This window comes from Pseudomonas sp. 18058 (assembly GCF_902706155.1).
Classification (GTDB): Bacteria; Pseudomonadota; Gammaproteobacteria; order Pseudomonadales; family Pseudomonadaceae; genus Aquipseudomonas; species Aquipseudomonas rustica.
This window is the reverse complement of record NZ_CACSJY010000093.1, coordinates 1-14,223: the sequence shown is the minus strand read 5'-3', so window position 1 is coordinate 14,223 and position 14,223 is coordinate 1. Positions and strand designations below refer to the sequence as shown.

The 14,223-nt window shown below is 61.3% G+C and carries 16 protein-coding genes and 1 riboswitch; of the genes, 14 read left to right on the top strand and 2 right to left on the bottom strand.

Features of this window, described 5'->3' with window-relative positions; all coding sequences use genetic code 11:
* Positions 1–94: 94 nt before the first annotated feature.
* Entirely contained in the window at positions 95–1,408 is a 1,314-nt protein-coding gene (locus GVL50_RS27615) for a sorbosone dehydrogenase family protein (protein WP_159815745.1), read from the bottom strand.
* Positions 1,409–1,472: 64 nt separating this feature from the next.
* Entirely contained in the window at positions 1,473–2,057 is a 585-nt protein-coding gene (locus GVL50_RS27610; protein ID WP_053118540.1) for a hypothetical protein, read from the bottom strand.
* A 162-nt stretch (positions 2,058–2,219) separates the two neighbouring features.
* Positions 2,220–2,450, top strand: a riboswitch (cobalamin riboswitch).
* A gap of 80 nt (positions 2,451–2,530) precedes the next feature.
* Here GVL50_RS27610 and cobO point away from each other — a divergent pair.
* The 14 genes from cobO (at position 2,531) to GVL50_RS27545 (ending at position 14,128) form a co-directional block, all read left to right on the top strand.
* On the top strand, positions 2,531–3,142 hold the full coding sequence (gene cobO, locus GVL50_RS27605) for a cob(I)yrinic acid a,c-diamide adenosyltransferase (RefSeq protein ID WP_003223053.1): 612 nt from the start codon (positions 2,531–2,533) through the stop codon (positions 3,140–3,142).
* Entirely contained in the window at positions 3,139–4,488 is a 1,350-nt protein-coding gene (locus GVL50_RS27600; RefSeq protein WP_159815744.1) for a cobyrinate a,c-diamide synthase, read from the top strand. The genes cobO and GVL50_RS27600 overlap by 4 nt, the downstream gene beginning before the upstream one ends.
* Positions 4,489–4,535: 47 nt before the next feature.
* Positions 4,536–5,186, top strand: a complete 651-nt coding sequence (bluB, locus tag GVL50_RS27595) for a 5,6-dimethylbenzimidazole synthase (protein ID WP_159815743.1) — start codon at positions 4,536–4,538, stop codon at positions 5,184–5,186.
* The gene (cbiB, locus tag GVL50_RS27590) at positions 5,183–6,091 is read left to right on the top strand and encodes an adenosylcobinamide-phosphate synthase CbiB (RefSeq protein WP_159815742.1); all 909 of its coding nucleotides are present in this window, start codon (positions 5,183–5,185) and stop codon (positions 6,089–6,091) included. The genes bluB and cbiB overlap by 4 nt, the downstream gene beginning before the upstream one ends.
* Positions 6,084–7,076: a threonine-phosphate decarboxylase CobD gene (gene cobD / locus GVL50_RS27585; protein ID WP_159815741.1), complete on the top strand. Its 993-nt coding sequence runs from the start codon at positions 6,084–6,086 to the stop codon at positions 7,074–7,076. The genes cbiB and cobD overlap by 8 nt, the downstream gene beginning before the upstream one ends.
* Positions 7,073–8,524 carry a cobyric acid synthase gene (locus tag GVL50_RS27580; RefSeq protein ID WP_159815740.1) on the top strand — a complete coding sequence of 484 codons (1,452 nt, stop codon included), beginning with the start codon at positions 7,073–7,075 and terminating at the stop codon, positions 8,522–8,524. Before cobD ends, GVL50_RS27580 begins: the two co-directional genes overlap by 4 nt.
* A gap of 149 nt (positions 8,525–8,673) precedes the next feature.
* Positions 8,674–9,195, top strand: a complete 522-nt coding sequence (gene cobU / locus GVL50_RS27575; protein ID WP_159815739.1) for a bifunctional adenosylcobinamide kinase/adenosylcobinamide-phosphate guanylyltransferase — start codon at positions 8,674–8,676, stop codon at positions 9,193–9,195.
* Positions 9,192–10,247, top strand: a complete 1,056-nt coding sequence (gene cobT / locus GVL50_RS27570; protein ID WP_159815738.1) for a nicotinate-nucleotide--dimethylbenzimidazole phosphoribosyltransferase — start codon at positions 9,192–9,194, stop codon at positions 10,245–10,247. Before cobU ends, cobT begins: the two co-directional genes overlap by 4 nt.
* Positions 10,244–10,819: an alpha-ribazole phosphatase family protein gene (gene cobC, locus GVL50_RS27565; RefSeq protein WP_159815737.1), complete on the top strand. Its 576-nt coding sequence runs from the start codon at positions 10,244–10,246 to the stop codon at positions 10,817–10,819. Before cobT ends, cobC begins: the two co-directional genes overlap by 4 nt.
* 1 nt (position 10,820) lies before the next feature.
* Positions 10,821–11,552 (top strand): adenosylcobinamide-GDP ribazoletransferase, encoded by a 732-nt coding sequence (locus GVL50_RS27560; RefSeq protein ID WP_159815736.1) that lies wholly within the window; start codon positions 10,821–10,823, stop codon positions 11,550–11,552.
* A 175-nt stretch (positions 11,553–11,727) separates the two neighbouring features.
* Positions 11,728–12,132 (top strand): MarR family winged helix-turn-helix transcriptional regulator, encoded by a 405-nt coding sequence (locus GVL50_RS27555; RefSeq protein WP_053118559.1) that lies wholly within the window; start codon positions 11,728–11,730, stop codon positions 12,130–12,132.
* A gap of 53 nt (positions 12,133–12,185) precedes the next feature.
* Positions 12,186–13,394: an MFS transporter gene (locus GVL50_RS27550; protein ID WP_159815735.1), complete on the top strand. Its 1,209-nt coding sequence runs from the start codon at positions 12,186–12,188 to the stop codon at positions 13,392–13,394.
* Complete coding sequence (locus tag GVL50_RS29215; RefSeq protein ID WP_256672009.1) at positions 13,391–13,513, top strand: hypothetical protein; 123 nt, start codon at positions 13,391–13,393, stop codon at positions 13,511–13,513. The genes GVL50_RS27550 and GVL50_RS29215 overlap by 4 nt, the downstream gene beginning before the upstream one ends.
* A 54-nt stretch (positions 13,514–13,567) precedes the next feature.
* Positions 13,568–14,128, top strand: a complete 561-nt coding sequence (locus tag GVL50_RS27545; RefSeq protein ID WP_053118563.1) for a glutathione peroxidase — start codon at positions 13,568–13,570, stop codon at positions 14,126–14,128.
* Positions 14,129–14,223 lie beyond the last annotated feature (95 nt).

The window sequence follows — 14,223 nt, the reverse complement described above, 5'->3', positions numbered from 1 at the left end:
CGCGAAGGCGGTGTGTCATTCAAATCATCATTGACTGATACACCGCTTTCGCGAGCAAGCCCGCTCCCACTTTTGTTATGTGTAGGGCGCTAAATTATTTGCTGGCCGACACTCGCCAAACCTTGTTGCCCACATCATCCGCCACCAGCAATCCACCTTGCTGATCAATCACCACGCCCACCGGGCGACCCAGCGCGTTCTCATCCTTGTCGAGAAAACCGGTCAACACATCCACCGGTGTCCCACTCGGTTTGCCACCAGTAAACGGCACAAAGATCACCTTATAACCACTGTGCGGTTTACGGTTCCACGAGCCGTGCTGGCCGATGAAAGCGCCTTCCTTGAATTGCGCCGGCAAGGTGTTGCCCTCGGCGAAGGTCAGGCCCAAAGATGCCGTGTGCGGGCCAACCGCGTAATCCGGGGCGATGGCTTTGGCCACCAGATCCAGATTCTGCGGATTCACTCGAACATCGACATGCTGGCCGTAATAACTGAACGGCCAGCCATAGAAACCGCCGTCCTTCACCGAGGTGATGTAGTCCGGCACCAGATCGCTGCCAATCTCGTCACGCTCATTCACCGCCGTCCACAACGCGCCGCTGGTAGGCTCCCACGCCAGGCCATTGGGGTTGCGGATGCCTGAAGCGAAGATCCGGTGATTGCCGGTCGCGCGATCCACTTCCCAGATCGCCGCGCGGCCTTCTTCTTGATCCTGACCATTTTCGCCGACGTTGCTGTTCGAGCCGACGGTGACGTACAGCTTGCTGCCGTCCTTGCTGGCAATAACATTTTTCGTCCAGTGATGGTTGAGCGTGCCGCCCGGCAAGTCAGTCACTTTGATCGGCTGCGTTTTGATCTCGGTCGCGCCGGGCTCGTAGTTGAAGCGCAGCAAACGATCGGTGTCAGCGACGTACAAGTCATTGCCAACCAGTGTCATGCCAAACGGCGAATTGAGGTTCTGCAAAAACACCGTGCGCGTCTCGGCGACGCCATCGTGGTCAGCGTCGCGCAGCAAAGTGATGCGATTCGGGCTCGGTACGCCGGCGCCGGCCTTGCCCATGACTTTCTTCATCACCCAGCCTTTGATGCCTTTGCTGTCGTCCGGTTTCGGCGGGGCGTTGGTTTCTGCCACCAGCACATCGCCGTTGGGCAGCACGTACATCCAGCGCGGATGATCGAGACCTTCGGCAAACGCTGCGACTTGCGTACCCGCCGCCGCTGTCGGTTTGCCACCTTCGGGCCAGCCAATCGCCGGGGCGATGTTCACGGTGGGGATCAGGGTTTTGTTCGGTTCGGGCAGTTTCGGCGAAGGGCCGGTGCCGTCGGAGACTTGCAGGCTGGAGGTTTCACCACACGCGGCGAGCCCTCCGGCCAGAGCGATGACAAAAACGAGCTGGGGCTTGCGCATGACTGATCTTCCCTATGAATGCGTTCTTAATCATAGAGGAGGGCGCAAGCCCGATGGTTCAACCTCAGCCGCGAGCCTCTTTGAACAGCACGGCGATGCCGGGGTGATAGTTGCCGGCCTCGCTGCGCAATTTGCGGTAGGCGTAGGGGAAATACCAAGCGACCGCGCAGGTATGTTCCTTTTGCAAGTCGTCGACCATGTCCTGCAGTTCTTCGGGGCTGGCACTCTGCTGGGCTTTTTGCGGGGCGACGAACAGGCAGCCGAGCTTGAGATCGCTGGCGAAGCTGATGCGTTTGGCATCGCTAGTGATGTCGAGAAGTGCCTGAGTCAGATTGAGGTTGTTCACTCGCGGCCAGCGCTGCGTGGCCTGAAGGTAAGCGCGGTCTTCTGGCCCTGCGATGAACAGATCGGCGCGGGCATTGCGCTCGCCGTCTTCGTTCTGCTTGCGTGTCGCGGTGTCGTTGAGGGTGACCAGTTCGGCCATCCACGCCGCCGCGGTCAGCACGCCGAGATTGGCTTTCTCGTCATGCCAGTACGGCGTGTCACTGTCGCCGCGCACCGCGTTGTAGCGGTCGATACAGTCAAACCAGCGTTCAAGCATCGGGCGCAGGAATTCCAGGCGCGGGTTGCTGATGATCATGCCTTGCATCGTCATCATCCTTATTCTTGTGAGTTGCTTTTATCAAAAAGCATGGCTCTTTGATATCATTTGTAACAGCCTTGCACAAGATTGCTGCCCGATAATTGATCAACGGCAGATAATCGTCCGTCAGCCCCCTCTTTAATTGACGCTCCACCCCCAACCCTCTAACCTTCGCGGCTTGTTTCAGGTGCTCTGTGACCCGCGTCGACAGAGTGAAACAGGGAAGCCGGTGAGGGTTGTCTTCAAGCGAAGAATGATCACGATCCCGGCGCTGCCCCCGCAACGGTAAATGAGTAAAAGCTGCGCCATGAGCCACTGCCTCGACAGAAGCGGGAAGGCGCGCAGCCAGGCCAATGCCGCTCATGAGCCCGGAGACCGGCCTGATCCATCCAGCGGCATCACGGTGGGCGATGCCAGGCTTTTTGCCGTCTATTCTTGTGCCTGCCCGCCGTTATCCAGCCTCAACGGAGAGCTCCCCCATGACTGATTCCCCCGAGCGCGACGAACGCCATCTGGCGCGTATGCAGCGCAAAAAAGCCGTGATCGACGAACGCATCGCCAACTCCCCCGACGAGTGCGGCCTGGTGCTGGTGCTGACCGGCAATGGCAAAGGCAAAAGCAGCTCGGCGTTCGGCATGCTCGCCCGCGCCATGGGCCACGGCATGCAGTGCGGCGTGGTGCAGTTCATCAAGGGCCGCAACAGCACCGGCGAAGAATTGTTTTTCCGCCGCTTCCCCGAACAAGTGCGCTTCCACGTGATGGGCGAGGGCTTCACCTGGGAAACCCAGGATCGTCAGCGCGACATCGCCGCCGCCGAAGCTGCGTGGGCCGTGTCCCGAGAACTGCTGCGCGATCCGTCGATCGGTCTGGTGGTGCTTGATGAACTGAACATCGCCCTCAAACACGGCTACCTCGATCTCGATCAGGTGCTCAGCGATCTGCAGGCGCGTCCGCCGATGCAGCACGTGATTGTCACCGGTCGTGCGGCCAAGCCGGAAATGATCGAAATGGGCGACACGGTCACCGAAATGGGCATGCTCAAACACGCCTTCCAGGCCGGCATCAAAGCGCAGAAAGGCGTCGAACTTTGAATCAACCACGTCACTGCCCGGCGGTACTCATCGCCGCGCCGGCCTCCGGTCAGGGCAAGACCACCGTCACCGCCGCGCTCGCCCGTTTGCATCGCAATCAGGGGCGCAAGGTGCGCGTGTTCAAATGCGGCCCTGACTTTCTCGACCCGATGATCCTCGAGCGCGCCAGCGGTGCGCCGGTGTATCAGCTTGATATGTGGATGGTCGGCGAGCAGGAAAGTCGTCGGCTGTTGTGGGAAGCCGCCGCCGAGGCGGATCTGATTTTGATCGAAGGCGTGATGGGTCTGTTCGACGGTACGCCGTCCAGCGCTGATTTGGCGCGGCATTTTGGTGTGCCGGTGCTCGGCGTGATCGACGGCACAGCGATGGCGCAGACCTTTGGTGCGCTGGCGCTGGGCTTGGCCAAGTATCAGCCGGATCTGCCGTTTGCTGGCGTGTTGGCTAATCGTGTCGGCACCTTGCGCCATGCGCAGTTGCTCGAAGGCAGTCTCACTGAAGGTTTGCGTTGGTACGGCGCGTTGTCGCGCGAGACCGGTATCGAACTGCCGAGCCGGCATCTTGGTTTGGTGCAGGCCAGTGAATTGAATGACCTTGATGTGCGTCTCGACGCCGCCGCCGAAGCGCTCGCCAGCAGTTGCGAGGTAGCGCTGCCACCGGCCGTGGAATTTGCCGCGCCTGATGTAATTGCTGTCGAGCCGTTGCTGAAAAATGTGCGCATTGCCGTCGCGCGAGATGAGGCGTTTGCCTTCACTTATGGCGCGAGTCTGGATCTGTTACGTGCGATGGGCGCCGAGTTGAGCTTCTTCTCGCCGATTCGCGATACGCAATTGCCTGAGGCGGACAGTCTGTATTTGCCCGGTGGTTATCCGGAATTGCATCACGTCGCACTGTCGCAGAACACCGCGATGGTTGCGGCGATCCGTGCGCATCATGCGGCTGGGAAACCGTTGCTCGCTGAGTGTGGCGGGATGTTGTATTTGCTCGATTCGTTGACTGACGTCGAAGGCACTCGCGCTGAGCTGGTCGGGTTGCTGAAGGGCGACGCAGTGATGCAGAAACGTCTGGCGGCGTTGGCGTTGCAAGCGGTCGATCTGCCGGAAGGCTCGTTGCGTGGGCACACGTATCATCACTCGTTGACCACGACTGAACTGACGCCGATTGCCCGGGGGTTGAGCCCCAATGGTGGGCGTGGGGCTGAGACGGTTTATCGAGAGGGGCGGATGACGGCTTCCTATGTACACTTTTATTTTCCGTCGAATCCGACTGCGATTGCCGCATTGTTTGTGCCAGATCGTGAGGCCGCCTTCGCGAGCAAGCCCGCTCCCCCAGGGGATCGCGTTTCTTGAGCAAGCACCCCGTCCAATGTGGGAGCGAGCTTGCTCGCGAAGAGGCCATGACCGACAACGCATTCTCCGAAGCCGAGCGTGAGGCGGTTTACCGAGCCATCGCCGAACGCCGCGACATGCGCCATTTCACCGGCGGCACCGTCGAACCTGATCTGCTACGCCGACTTCTGGAAGCCGCCCACCAGGCCCCAAGCGTCGGCCTGATGCAGCCCTGGCGCTTCATCCGCATCAGCGACCGAACCCTGCGCAGCCAAATTCAGCACCTCGTCGAAGAAGAACGCATCCGCACCGCCGAAGCCCTCGGCGAGCGCAGCGACGAGTTCATGAAGCTCAAAGTCGAAGGCATCAACGACTGCGCCGAAGTGTTGGTCGCGGCGCTGATGGATGATCGCGAAAAACACATCTTCGGTCGCCGCACGCTGCCGGAAATGGACATGGCTTCGTTGTCCTGCGCGATTCAGAATCTGTGGCTTGCCTCGCGCGCCGAGGGTTTGGGCATGGGCTGGGTCTCGCTGTTCGAACCGCAAGCGCTGGCGGAGTTGTTGAAACTGCCGGCAGGCGCCAAGCCGCTGGCGGTTTTGTGTCTGGGCCCGGTCAAGGAATTCTATCCGGCGCCGATGCTGGTACTCGAAGGGTGGGCGCAGGCGCGGCCGCTGAATGAGTTGCTGTATGAAAATTATTGGGGAGTGAGTCAATGAGTGTGGCGTTGTTGAGTGTCGCCGCGGTTGCGCTGGATGCGCTGCTCGGTGAACCGAAACGCTGGCATCCTCTGGTGGCGTTCGGCGATTTCGCCGGGCGCATCGAGCAACGTTTCAACGGTGAAGGGCGCGGCTGGCGCAGTCATGGCGTCACCGCGTGGGTGATCGCCGTGCTGCCGCTGACACTGCTGGCGACGGCGTTTTCCTGGGCGCCTTATGTCGGTTGGATCGTCGAGATTCTCGCGCTGTATTGCGCCCTCGGCATGCGCAGCCTCGGCGAGCATGTCGCCCCGGTCGCTGCGGCGTTGCGTGCGGATGATCTGGACGAAGCACGCAAGCGTGTCGGCTATCTGGTCAGCCGGCAGACCGATGAACTTGATAGCACTGCGGTCGCCCGTGCCGCCACTGAGTCGGTGTTGGAAAACGGCAGCGACGCGGTGTTCGCCGCGCTGTTCTGGTTTGTCGTGGCCGGTGCGCCCGGCGTGGTGCTCTATCGCTTGAGCAACACGCTCGACGCGATGTGGGGTTATCGCAACGAACGTTTCGAACGTTTCGGCTGGGCGGCGGCAAAAATCGACGACGTGTTGAACTACTTTCCTGCGCGTCTGGTGGCATTGACCTACGCAGTGCTCGGCAAAACCCGACTCGCCTTGAAGTGCTGGCGCACACAGGCGCCGAAGTGGGACAGCCCCAACGCCGGCCCGGTAATGGCTGCAGGCGCAGGTGCGCTCGGTGTGGAACTGGGCGGCCCGGCGATTTACCACGGCGAACTGCACGAGCGTCCGCAACTGGGCGAAGGCGCTCGCGCCGACGCCGATTCCATCGACCGTGGCTGGCAATTGGTGCAGCGCGGGGTATGGTTATGGTTGCTGATTCTCTGCGTGGGGGCTGAATTCTATGCTTGAGCACGGTGGCCGGCTGCGCAAGGCTGCACTCGATTACGGTATCGCCGAGGGTGACTGGCTCGACCTGTCCAGCGGTCTCGCGCCGTGGCCATTTCCGATCCCGGAAATCCCCTTGCGTGCCTGGGCCCGTTTGCCGGAAACCGATGACGGTCTGGAACAAGCGGCGTGCGATTACTACGGAGCAAACCAGGTACTGCCGGTGGCCGGTTCGCAGATGGCCATCCAGTTGCTGCCGCGTTTGCGTCGCGCCGGCAAGGTCGGCGTGCTGTCGCCGTGCTATGCCGAACACGCTGAAGCGTGGCGCCGCAACGGTTACATCGTGCGCGAAGTGCAGGAGCAGGAAGTCGAGTTCTATCTGGACAACCTCGACGTGCTGGTGGTGGTCAATCCGAACAATCCAACCGGCCTGAGCCTGACTCCGGCGAAGTTGCTCGACTGGCATGCGCGACTCGCGCAGCGCGGCGGCTGGCTGGTGGTCGATGAAGCGTTCATGGACAACACGCCGCAGTTGAGCCTGGCGGCGCACGCGCATCAGGTCGGACTGATCGTGTTGCGTTCGTTTGGCAAGTTTTTCGGCTTGGCCGGTGTGCGTTTGGGCTTCGTATTGGCTGAGCGCAAATTGCTTCGGTTGCTTGCCGAACAGGTCGGCCCGTGGGTCGTCAGCGGGCCGACGCGGGTGCTCGGTCAAGCCTGTCTGCAAGACACTGAAAATCACAAACGCCAACGGATTCGCAGCGATGAAGCGAGCGAACGGCTGGCGACGCTGCTCGAACGCTACGGCTTCAAACCGCAGGGCGGCTGCGCGTTGTTTCAGTGGCTGATCACTGATCAAGCGCAAGCGTTATACGAATTCATGGCCCGACGCGGCATTCTTCTGCGCCTCTTCACGCACAACAGCAGCCTGCGTTTCGGCTTGCCTGCGGATGCGGCCGAAGAAGCGCGTCTCGAACAGGCTTTCATCGCTTTTACCAAGGACAAACCATGACCACCCTGATGGTGCAGGGCACCACTTCCGACGCCGGTAAAAGCACACTGGTGACGGCGCTGTGCCGCTGGGCGACGCGTCAAGGCGTCGCGGTTGTGCCGTTCAAACCGCAGAACATGGCGCTCAACAGCGCCGTGACGGCGGACGGTGGCGAGATCGGTCGTGCGCAAGCGGTGCAGGCGCAAGCGGCGTTCCTCGAACCGCACACCGACATGAACCCGGTGCTGCTCAAACCGAACAGCGACACCGGCGCGCAAGTGATCATCCATGGTCGCGCGGTGACGTCGATGAACGCGGTGGCCTATCACGACTACAAAGCCATCGCGATGAAAGCAGTTTTGGCTTCTCACGAGCGACTCAGCGCCGCGTATCCACTGGTGATGGTTGAGGGCGCGGGCTCGCCGGCCGAGATCAATCTGCGTGCCGGCGACATTGCCAACATGGGTTTCGCCGAGGCGGTGGATTGCCCGGTGCTGCTGATTGCCGACATCAATCGTGGCGGGGTTTTCGCCCATCTGGTCGGCACGCTGGAGTTGCTCTCGCCGAGCGAACAGGCGCGGGTCAAAGGCTTCATCATCAACCGTTTTCGCGGCGACATCGCCTTGCTGCAACCGGGCCTTGATTGGCTGGAAGAGCGCACCGGCAAACCGGTGGTGGGCGTGTTGCCGTACGTGATGGATCTGCATCTGGAAGCCGAGGACGGCATCGATCAGCGCCAGACCGACAAGGCTGAGCAAGTGCTGAAAGTGCTGGTGCCGGTGCTGCCGCGCATCAGCAACCACACCGATTTTGATCCGCTGCGTTTGCACCCGCAGGTCGATCTGCAATTTGTCGGGCCAGGGCAGGCGATTCCTGCGGCCGATCTGATCATCCTGCCGGGCTCGAAAAGCGTGCGCAGCGATCTGGCGTATTTGCGCGCCAATGGCTGGGACACGGCGATCAATCGGCACTTGCGCTACGGCGGCAAAGTGCTGGGGATTTGTGGCGGCCTGCAGATGCTCGGTGAGCAGGTGCATGATCCGCTCGGTCTCGAAGGCGCGCCCGGTTCGAGTGCCGGTCTGGCTTTGCTGGCGTTTGCAACGACGCTTGAAGCCGAGAAGCAATTGCGCAATGTGCGTGGGCGATTGGCGTTGGAAGATGCCGAAGTCAGTGGTTATGAAATTCATGCTGGCGTGACGACCGGGGCGGCGCTGGAGAATGCCGCGGTGCATCTGGATGATGGTCGTTGCGACGGTGCGCAGAGCGTTGATGGGCAGGTGTTTGGCACGTATCTGCATGGCTTGTTCGAATCACCGGCGGCGAGTGCGGCGTTGCTGCGTTGGGCCGGGTTGAGCGATGTGCAGGAAGTGGATTACCACGGCTTGCGCGAACGCGATATCGAGCGCTTGGCGGATTTGGTGGAGAAGCATTTGGATACCGATCTGTTGCGTCGTCTCTGTGGGATTTGAGTTGTCTGTGCCGGCCTATTCGCGAGCAAGCCCGCTCCCACAGGTTTTGATGCCGGCAGCCTATTTTGTGAACACCCTTGAACCCTGTGGGAGCGGGCTTGCTCGCGAAAGCGTCAGCCGCCCCAGCACATAAAATTCAGGATGCCTCCATGCTCCAACTGATCCTCGGCGGCGCCCGCTCCGGCAAAAGCCGTCTGGCGGAAAAACTCGCCAGCGAAAGTAATCTTGCGGTCACCTACATCGCCACCAGCCAACCGCTCGATGGTGAGATGAACGATCGCGTTGCCCACCACCGCGCCCGTCGCCCAGCCGAATGGGCGCTCATCGAAGAGCCCCTGGAACTGGCCCGCGTCCTGCGCGAATCCGCCCGCGCCGAGCGTTGCCTGCTGGTCGATTGCCTGACCCTGTGGCTGACCAATCTGCTCATGCTCGACGACGCCGAACGCCTCGCCGCCGAACGCGAAGCCTTGCTCAACTGCCTGGCCACGCTGCCGGGTGAAATCATTTTTGTCAGCAACGAGACCGGAATGGGTGTCGTGCCGCTGGGCGAATTGACTCGCCGCTACGTCGATGAAGCCGGTTGGCTGCATCAAGCTCTGGCTGAGCGCTGTCAGCGTGTTGTCCTGACCGTCGCCGGCCTGCCCCTGACTCTGAAAGGATCTGCGCTATGACCCAAACCTGGTGGCTGAACCCGTGCAAACCGGTGAACGTCGATATCGTTGAGCAAGCCGCCGCGCGCCAACAGCAACTGACCAAACCGGCCGGTTCGCTGGGGCAACTGGAAGCGGTGGCGGTGCAACTCGCCGGTCTGCAAGGCCAGGTCAAACCGACGCTGGAGCAAATCTGGATCGCGATTTTTGCCGGCGACCACGGCGTGGTGGCTGAAGGTGTTTCGGCGTTCCCGCAGGAAGTCACCGGGCAGATGCTGCTCAACTTCGTCAGCGGCGGCGCGGCGATCAGCGTGTTGGCGCGTCAGCTTGGTGCGCAGCTGGAAGTGGTCGATCTGGGCACCGTTAATCCCGCGCTGGTCCTGGCGGGTGTGCGTCACTTGAATATCGGTGCGGGCACAGCGAATTTCGTTCAGGGCGCAGCGATGACTCAGGCCCAAGGCGAACTCGCGTTGCAGGCCGGTCGTGACAGCGTGCTGCGAGCGCAAGCGGCCGGCGCGCAGTTGTTCATCGGCGGCGAAATGGGCATCGGCAACACCACGGCCGCCAGCGCGCTGGCCTGTGCTTTGCTCGATTGCCCGGTGGTGCACCTGACGGGCCCCGGCACCGGGCTTAATGCCGAAGGTGTCAGCCATAAAGCCCAAGTGATCGAGCGCGCACTGGCGTTGCACGCAGCCCAGCGCGGAGATGCGTTGCAGACGCTGTTCAATCTTGGCGGTTTCGAAATCGCGGCGCTGGTCGGCGCGTATCTGGCCTGCGCGCAGGAGGGCGTTGCGGTGCTGGTCGACGGCTTTATCTGCACGGTCGCGGCGCTGGTCGCGGTACGCCTGAATCCGGCGTGTCGAGAGTGGCTACTGTTCGGTCATCGCGGTGCTGAACCAGGCCATCGTCATGTGCTGGAAACCCTCGGCGCCGAGCCGTTGCTGGAACTCGGTTTGCGTCTGGGCGAAGGCAGTGGCGCAGCGCTGGCGGTGCCCCTGTTGCGTCTGGCCTGCGATCTGCACGGGCAGATGGCGACGTTCGCCGAAGCGGCGGTGGCGGATCGCCCGGCATGACCTTGCGCCTCGATCTGCTGCGTCACGGTGAAACCGAATTGGGTGGCGGCTTGCGCGGCAGTCTTGATGATGCGCTGACCGAAAAAGGCTGGACGCAGATGCGTGCGGCGGTGATCGAGGGCGGGCCTTGGGATCGTTTGGTCAGCTCGCCGTTGCAGCGTTGCGCGCGGTTCGCGGCGGAGCTGGGTGAGCAGTTGAATCTGCCGGTGCAACTCGACAAGGATCTGCAGGAGCTGCATTTTGGCGCGTGGGAAGGGCAGAGTGCGGCAGCGCTGATGGAGACGGATGCTGATGCGTTGGGCCTGTTTTGGGCTGATCCCTATTCATTCACGCCACCAAAGGGTGAACCGGTCAGCGACTTTTCCACGCGGGTGTTGGCGGCAGTGGCTCGGCTGCACAGCGCATATGCCGGTGAGCGGATTTTGCTGATCAGCCACGGTGGCGTCATGCGTTTATTGTTGGCGCAGGCGCGAGGTTTGCCGCGTGAGCAATTGCTCAATGTTGAAGTAGGGCACGGCGCATTGTTTGCGCTGACGGTCGAGGCCGACGGTTTACTCAAGGAAGGTCACTGACATGTTGCCGCTGTGGATCGCCCTGCAATTTCTCAGCAGTCTGCCGATTCGTCTGCCGGGGATGCCTGAGCCGGAACAGCTTGGGCGTTCGCTGCTGTTTTATCCGCTGGTGGGATTGTTGTTTGGTGTGATCCTGTGGGCGCTGAATCTGGCATTGGCGGGGGCGCCGTTGTTGCTGCATGCGGCGTTGCTGCTGACGGTGTGGGTGTTGCTCAGTGGTGGGCTGCACCTTGATGGTCTGGCGGATAGCGCTGATGCCTGGCTCGGTGGGTTTGGTGATCGCGAGCGCACGCTGACGATCATGAAAGATCCGCGCAGCGGGCCGATTGCCGTGGTCACGCTGGTGCTGGTGTTGTTGCTCAAGTTTGCCGCGTTGCTGGCGTTGATCGAGCAAGGGCATGGGCTGGTGTTGATCATCGTACCGGTGCTTGGGCGGGCGGCGTTGCTGGGGTTGTTTCTGACCACGCCGTATGTGCGTGCGGGTGGGTTGGGGCAGGCATTGGCGGATCATTTGCCGCGTCGGGCCGGGTCGTGGGTGCTGGGCTTCAGTGCGTTGGTCTGTGTGCTGTTTGCCGGGTTCAGCGCCGTTGTTGCGGTGGTGATTTCTGTCGGGGTGTTTGTCTGGCTGCGACGGGTGATGATGCGGCGGTTGGGCGGGACGACGGGCGATACGGCGGGGGCGTTGTTGGAGTTGTTGGAGATGGTGGTGTTGGTTGGATTGGCGTTAGCCTGACAGTTTTGTATTGGCTGCGCCGGCCCTTTCGCGAGCAAGCCCGCTCCCACATTTTGGAATGCGATTCCCTGTGGGAGCGGGCTTGCTCGCGAAGGCGGTCTGACAGACACCGAATATTCTTGGGTAAACTCATCTGTAACTTGATTTAACACAGTCGCGGGTATATACACGCATCATGCTTACCTCTCAGTGTTTGTGCACCAACCTGCGTCGCGCCGCGCGTGGCGTCAGCAGGCATTACGACGGCGCTCTCGACGGCTTCGGGATCAACGTTGCGCAGTATTCTTTGCTGTGTAACCTGCAACGTCTCGATCAACCGAGCATCTCGGAACTCGCCGAAGCCATGGGGCTGGATCGCAGCACCCTCGGGCGCAATCTGCGCGTGCTCGAAGGTGAAGGCCTGGTGGCGCTGGCCGAGGGCGAAGACATGCGTAACCGCATCGTCCGGCTCACGGAAATCGGTGCGCAACGTCTGGCAGATGCACTGCCGGCTTGGGAGGCGGCGCAGCAGCGATTGATCGATCGACTGGGTGCCGAGAAGCGTGAAACCTTGCTCAAATTGCTGGATGAACTGGCGTAACGGCCGGTTTTTCCGATCTCAAGCGGGTATATACCCGCGACTGGAGAATAATAATGACATCGATGTGGCGTACGTGCGGTTGGGTGTTGGTCGGCAGTGCGCTGATTCTTGCGTTGTCATTGGGCGTGCGGCACGGCTTCGGTCTGTTTCTGTCGCCGATGAGCGCGCAGTTTGGCTGGGGCCGCGAGGTGTTCGCCTTCGCCATCGCTTTGCAGAACCTGATCTGGGGACTGGCGCAGCCATTTACCGGCGCGCTGGCTGACCGTTTCGGCGCGGCGAAAGTGGTGCTGGTCGGCGGCGTGCTCTACGCCGTGGGCCTGATCTGCATGGGCTTGTCGGATTCGGCGGTGACGCTGTCGCTGAGTGCTGGTTTGCTGATCGGCATCGGCCTGTCCGGCACCTCGTTCTCGGTCATCCTTGGCGTCGTCGGTCGTGCAGTGCCGCCGGAGAAACGCAGCATGGGCATGGGCATCGCCAGTGCTGCCGGTTCGTTCGGCCAGTTCGCGATGTTGCCCGGTACCCTCGGCCTGATCGGCTGGCTCGGTTGGTCGGCGGCGCTGCTGGTGTTGGGCCTGCTGGTGGCGCTGATTGTGCCGCTGGTGAGCATGCTCAAGGACAAACCGCTGCCGGTGCTCGGCCATGAGCAAACGCTGTCCGAAGCCTTGCGTGAAGCCTGTTCGCATTCGGGTTTCTGGCTGTTGGCGTTTGGTTTTTTCGTCTGTGGTTTTCAGGTGGTGTTTATCGGCGTGCATCTGCCGGCGTATCTGGTCGATCAGCATCTGCCGGCCAGCGTCGGTACTACGGTGTTGGCGCTGATCGGGCTGTTCAATATCTTCGGCACTTACACCGCAGGCTGGCTCGGCGGGCGCATGTCGAAACCGCGTTTGCTCACGGTGCTGTATCTGTTGCGCGCGGTGGTGATCGCGCTGTTTCTGTGGCTGCCGGTGACGACCACCTCGGCGTATCTGTTCGGCATGGCGATGGGCTTCTTGTGGCTGTCGACGGTGCCGTTGACCAACGGTACGGTGGCGACCTTGTTTGGTGTGCGTAATCTGTCCATGCTCGGCGGCATCGTGTTCCTGTTTCATCAGCTCGGATCGTTCCTTGGCGGCTGGCTGGGCGGGGTGGTGTACGACCGAACCGGGAGTTATGACTTGATCTGGCAAGTGGCGATTCTGTTGAGTCTGTTGGCGGCCGCACTGAACTGGCCGGTGCGCGAGCGTCCGGTGGCCCGCTTGCAAGCCGCAGCAGGCGCCGCATGAGCCGATTCTGGCCACGACTCCTTTTTGCCGCACTCGTCGCCGCATTGCTGGCGCTGGTGTGGTGGGGCTGGCATCAGGGCGGTCTGGCGTTGATGCAACTGGGTATGAGTATTTGCTAGAAGCAGGCGTGGCGAGTAACGTCGAAGTCTGACGACTTCTCAAGGATGTACGACATGCTGATGCGCTGGTGTGCTGTTCCCGCGTTGCTGATGGCGTTGACTGGCGTGGCCCAGGCCGCTGACTGTCCCGAATTACTGCAAGGCTCGCTGCCCAAATTGCGCGCCAAGGATTCCATCGATCTGTGCAAACAATACGCAGACAAACCGCTGGTGGTGGTCAACACCGCCAGTTTCTGCGGTTTCGCGCCGCAGTTCGAAGGCCTTGAGGCGCTGCACAAACGCTATGAAGGGCAAGGGCTGGAAATGCTCGGCGTGCCCTCCAACGACTTCAAACAGGAGTCCAAGGACAGCGCAGAGACCGCCAAGGTTTGCTACGCCAACTACGGCGTGACGTTCGCCATGACCGAACCGCAGAAAGTCCGTGGCGATGACGCTACGCATATGTTCCAGGTGCTGGCCGCGCAGAGCAGCGCGCCGAAGTGGAATTTCTATAAATACGTGGTTGATCGGCAGGGTAAGGTCATCGCCAACTTCTCTAGCCTGACCAAACCGGATGATCCGGAATTCATCGCCGCGATCGAAAAAGCCATCGCCTCAAAACCCCTGAAACCCTGACCTTCAGCGGGTTTACCCGAATCCTGTAGGAGCTGCGGCACGCTGCGATCTTTTGATCTTAAAGGTCAAAATCAAAAGATCGCAGCGTGCCGCAG

Bases quoted from the DNA above. Each gene is read 5' to 3' on its own strand.
- GVL50_RS27615 (WP_159815745.1), bottom strand. From the start codon at position 1,408: ATGCGCAAGCCCCAGCTCGTTTTTGTCATCGCTCTGGCCGGAGGGCTC.
- GVL50_RS27610 (WP_053118540.1), bottom strand. From the start codon at position 2,057: ATGCAAGGCATGATCATCAGCAACCCGCGCCTGGAATTCCTGCGCCCG.
- cobO (WP_003223053.1), top strand. From the start codon at position 2,531: ATGACTGATTCCCCCGAGCGCGACGAACGCCATCTGGCGCGTATGCAG.
- bluB (WP_159815743.1), top strand. From the start codon at position 4,536: ATGACCGACAACGCATTCTCCGAAGCCGAGCGTGAGGCGGTTTACCGA.
- cbiB (WP_159815742.1), top strand. From the start codon at position 5,183: ATGAGTGTGGCGTTGTTGAGTGTCGCCGCGGTTGCGCTGGATGCGCTG.
- cobD (WP_159815741.1), top strand. From the start codon at position 6,084: ATGCTTGAGCACGGTGGCCGGCTGCGCAAGGCTGCACTCGATTACGGT.
- GVL50_RS27580 (WP_159815740.1), top strand. From the start codon at position 7,073: ATGACCACCCTGATGGTGCAGGGCACCACTTCCGACGCCGGTAAAAGC.
- cobU (WP_159815739.1), top strand. From the start codon at position 8,674: ATGCTCCAACTGATCCTCGGCGGCGCCCGCTCCGGCAAAAGCCGTCTG.
- cobT (WP_159815738.1), top strand. From the start codon at position 9,192: ATGACCCAAACCTGGTGGCTGAACCCGTGCAAACCGGTGAACGTCGAT.
- cobC (WP_159815737.1), top strand. From the start codon at position 10,244: ATGACCTTGCGCCTCGATCTGCTGCGTCACGGTGAAACCGAATTGGGT.
- GVL50_RS27560 (WP_159815736.1), top strand. From the start codon at position 10,821: ATGTTGCCGCTGTGGATCGCCCTGCAATTTCTCAGCAGTCTGCCGATT.
- GVL50_RS27555 (WP_053118559.1), top strand. From the start codon at position 11,728: ATGCTTACCTCTCAGTGTTTGTGCACCAACCTGCGTCGCGCCGCGCGT.
- GVL50_RS27550 (WP_159815735.1), top strand. From the start codon at position 12,186: ATGACATCGATGTGGCGTACGTGCGGTTGGGTGTTGGTCGGCAGTGCG.
- GVL50_RS29215 (WP_256672009.1), top strand. From the start codon at position 13,391: ATGAGCCGATTCTGGCCACGACTCCTTTTTGCCGCACTCGTCGCCGCA.
- GVL50_RS27545 (WP_053118563.1), top strand. From the start codon at position 13,568: ATGCTGATGCGCTGGTGTGCTGTTCCCGCGTTGCTGATGGCGTTGACT.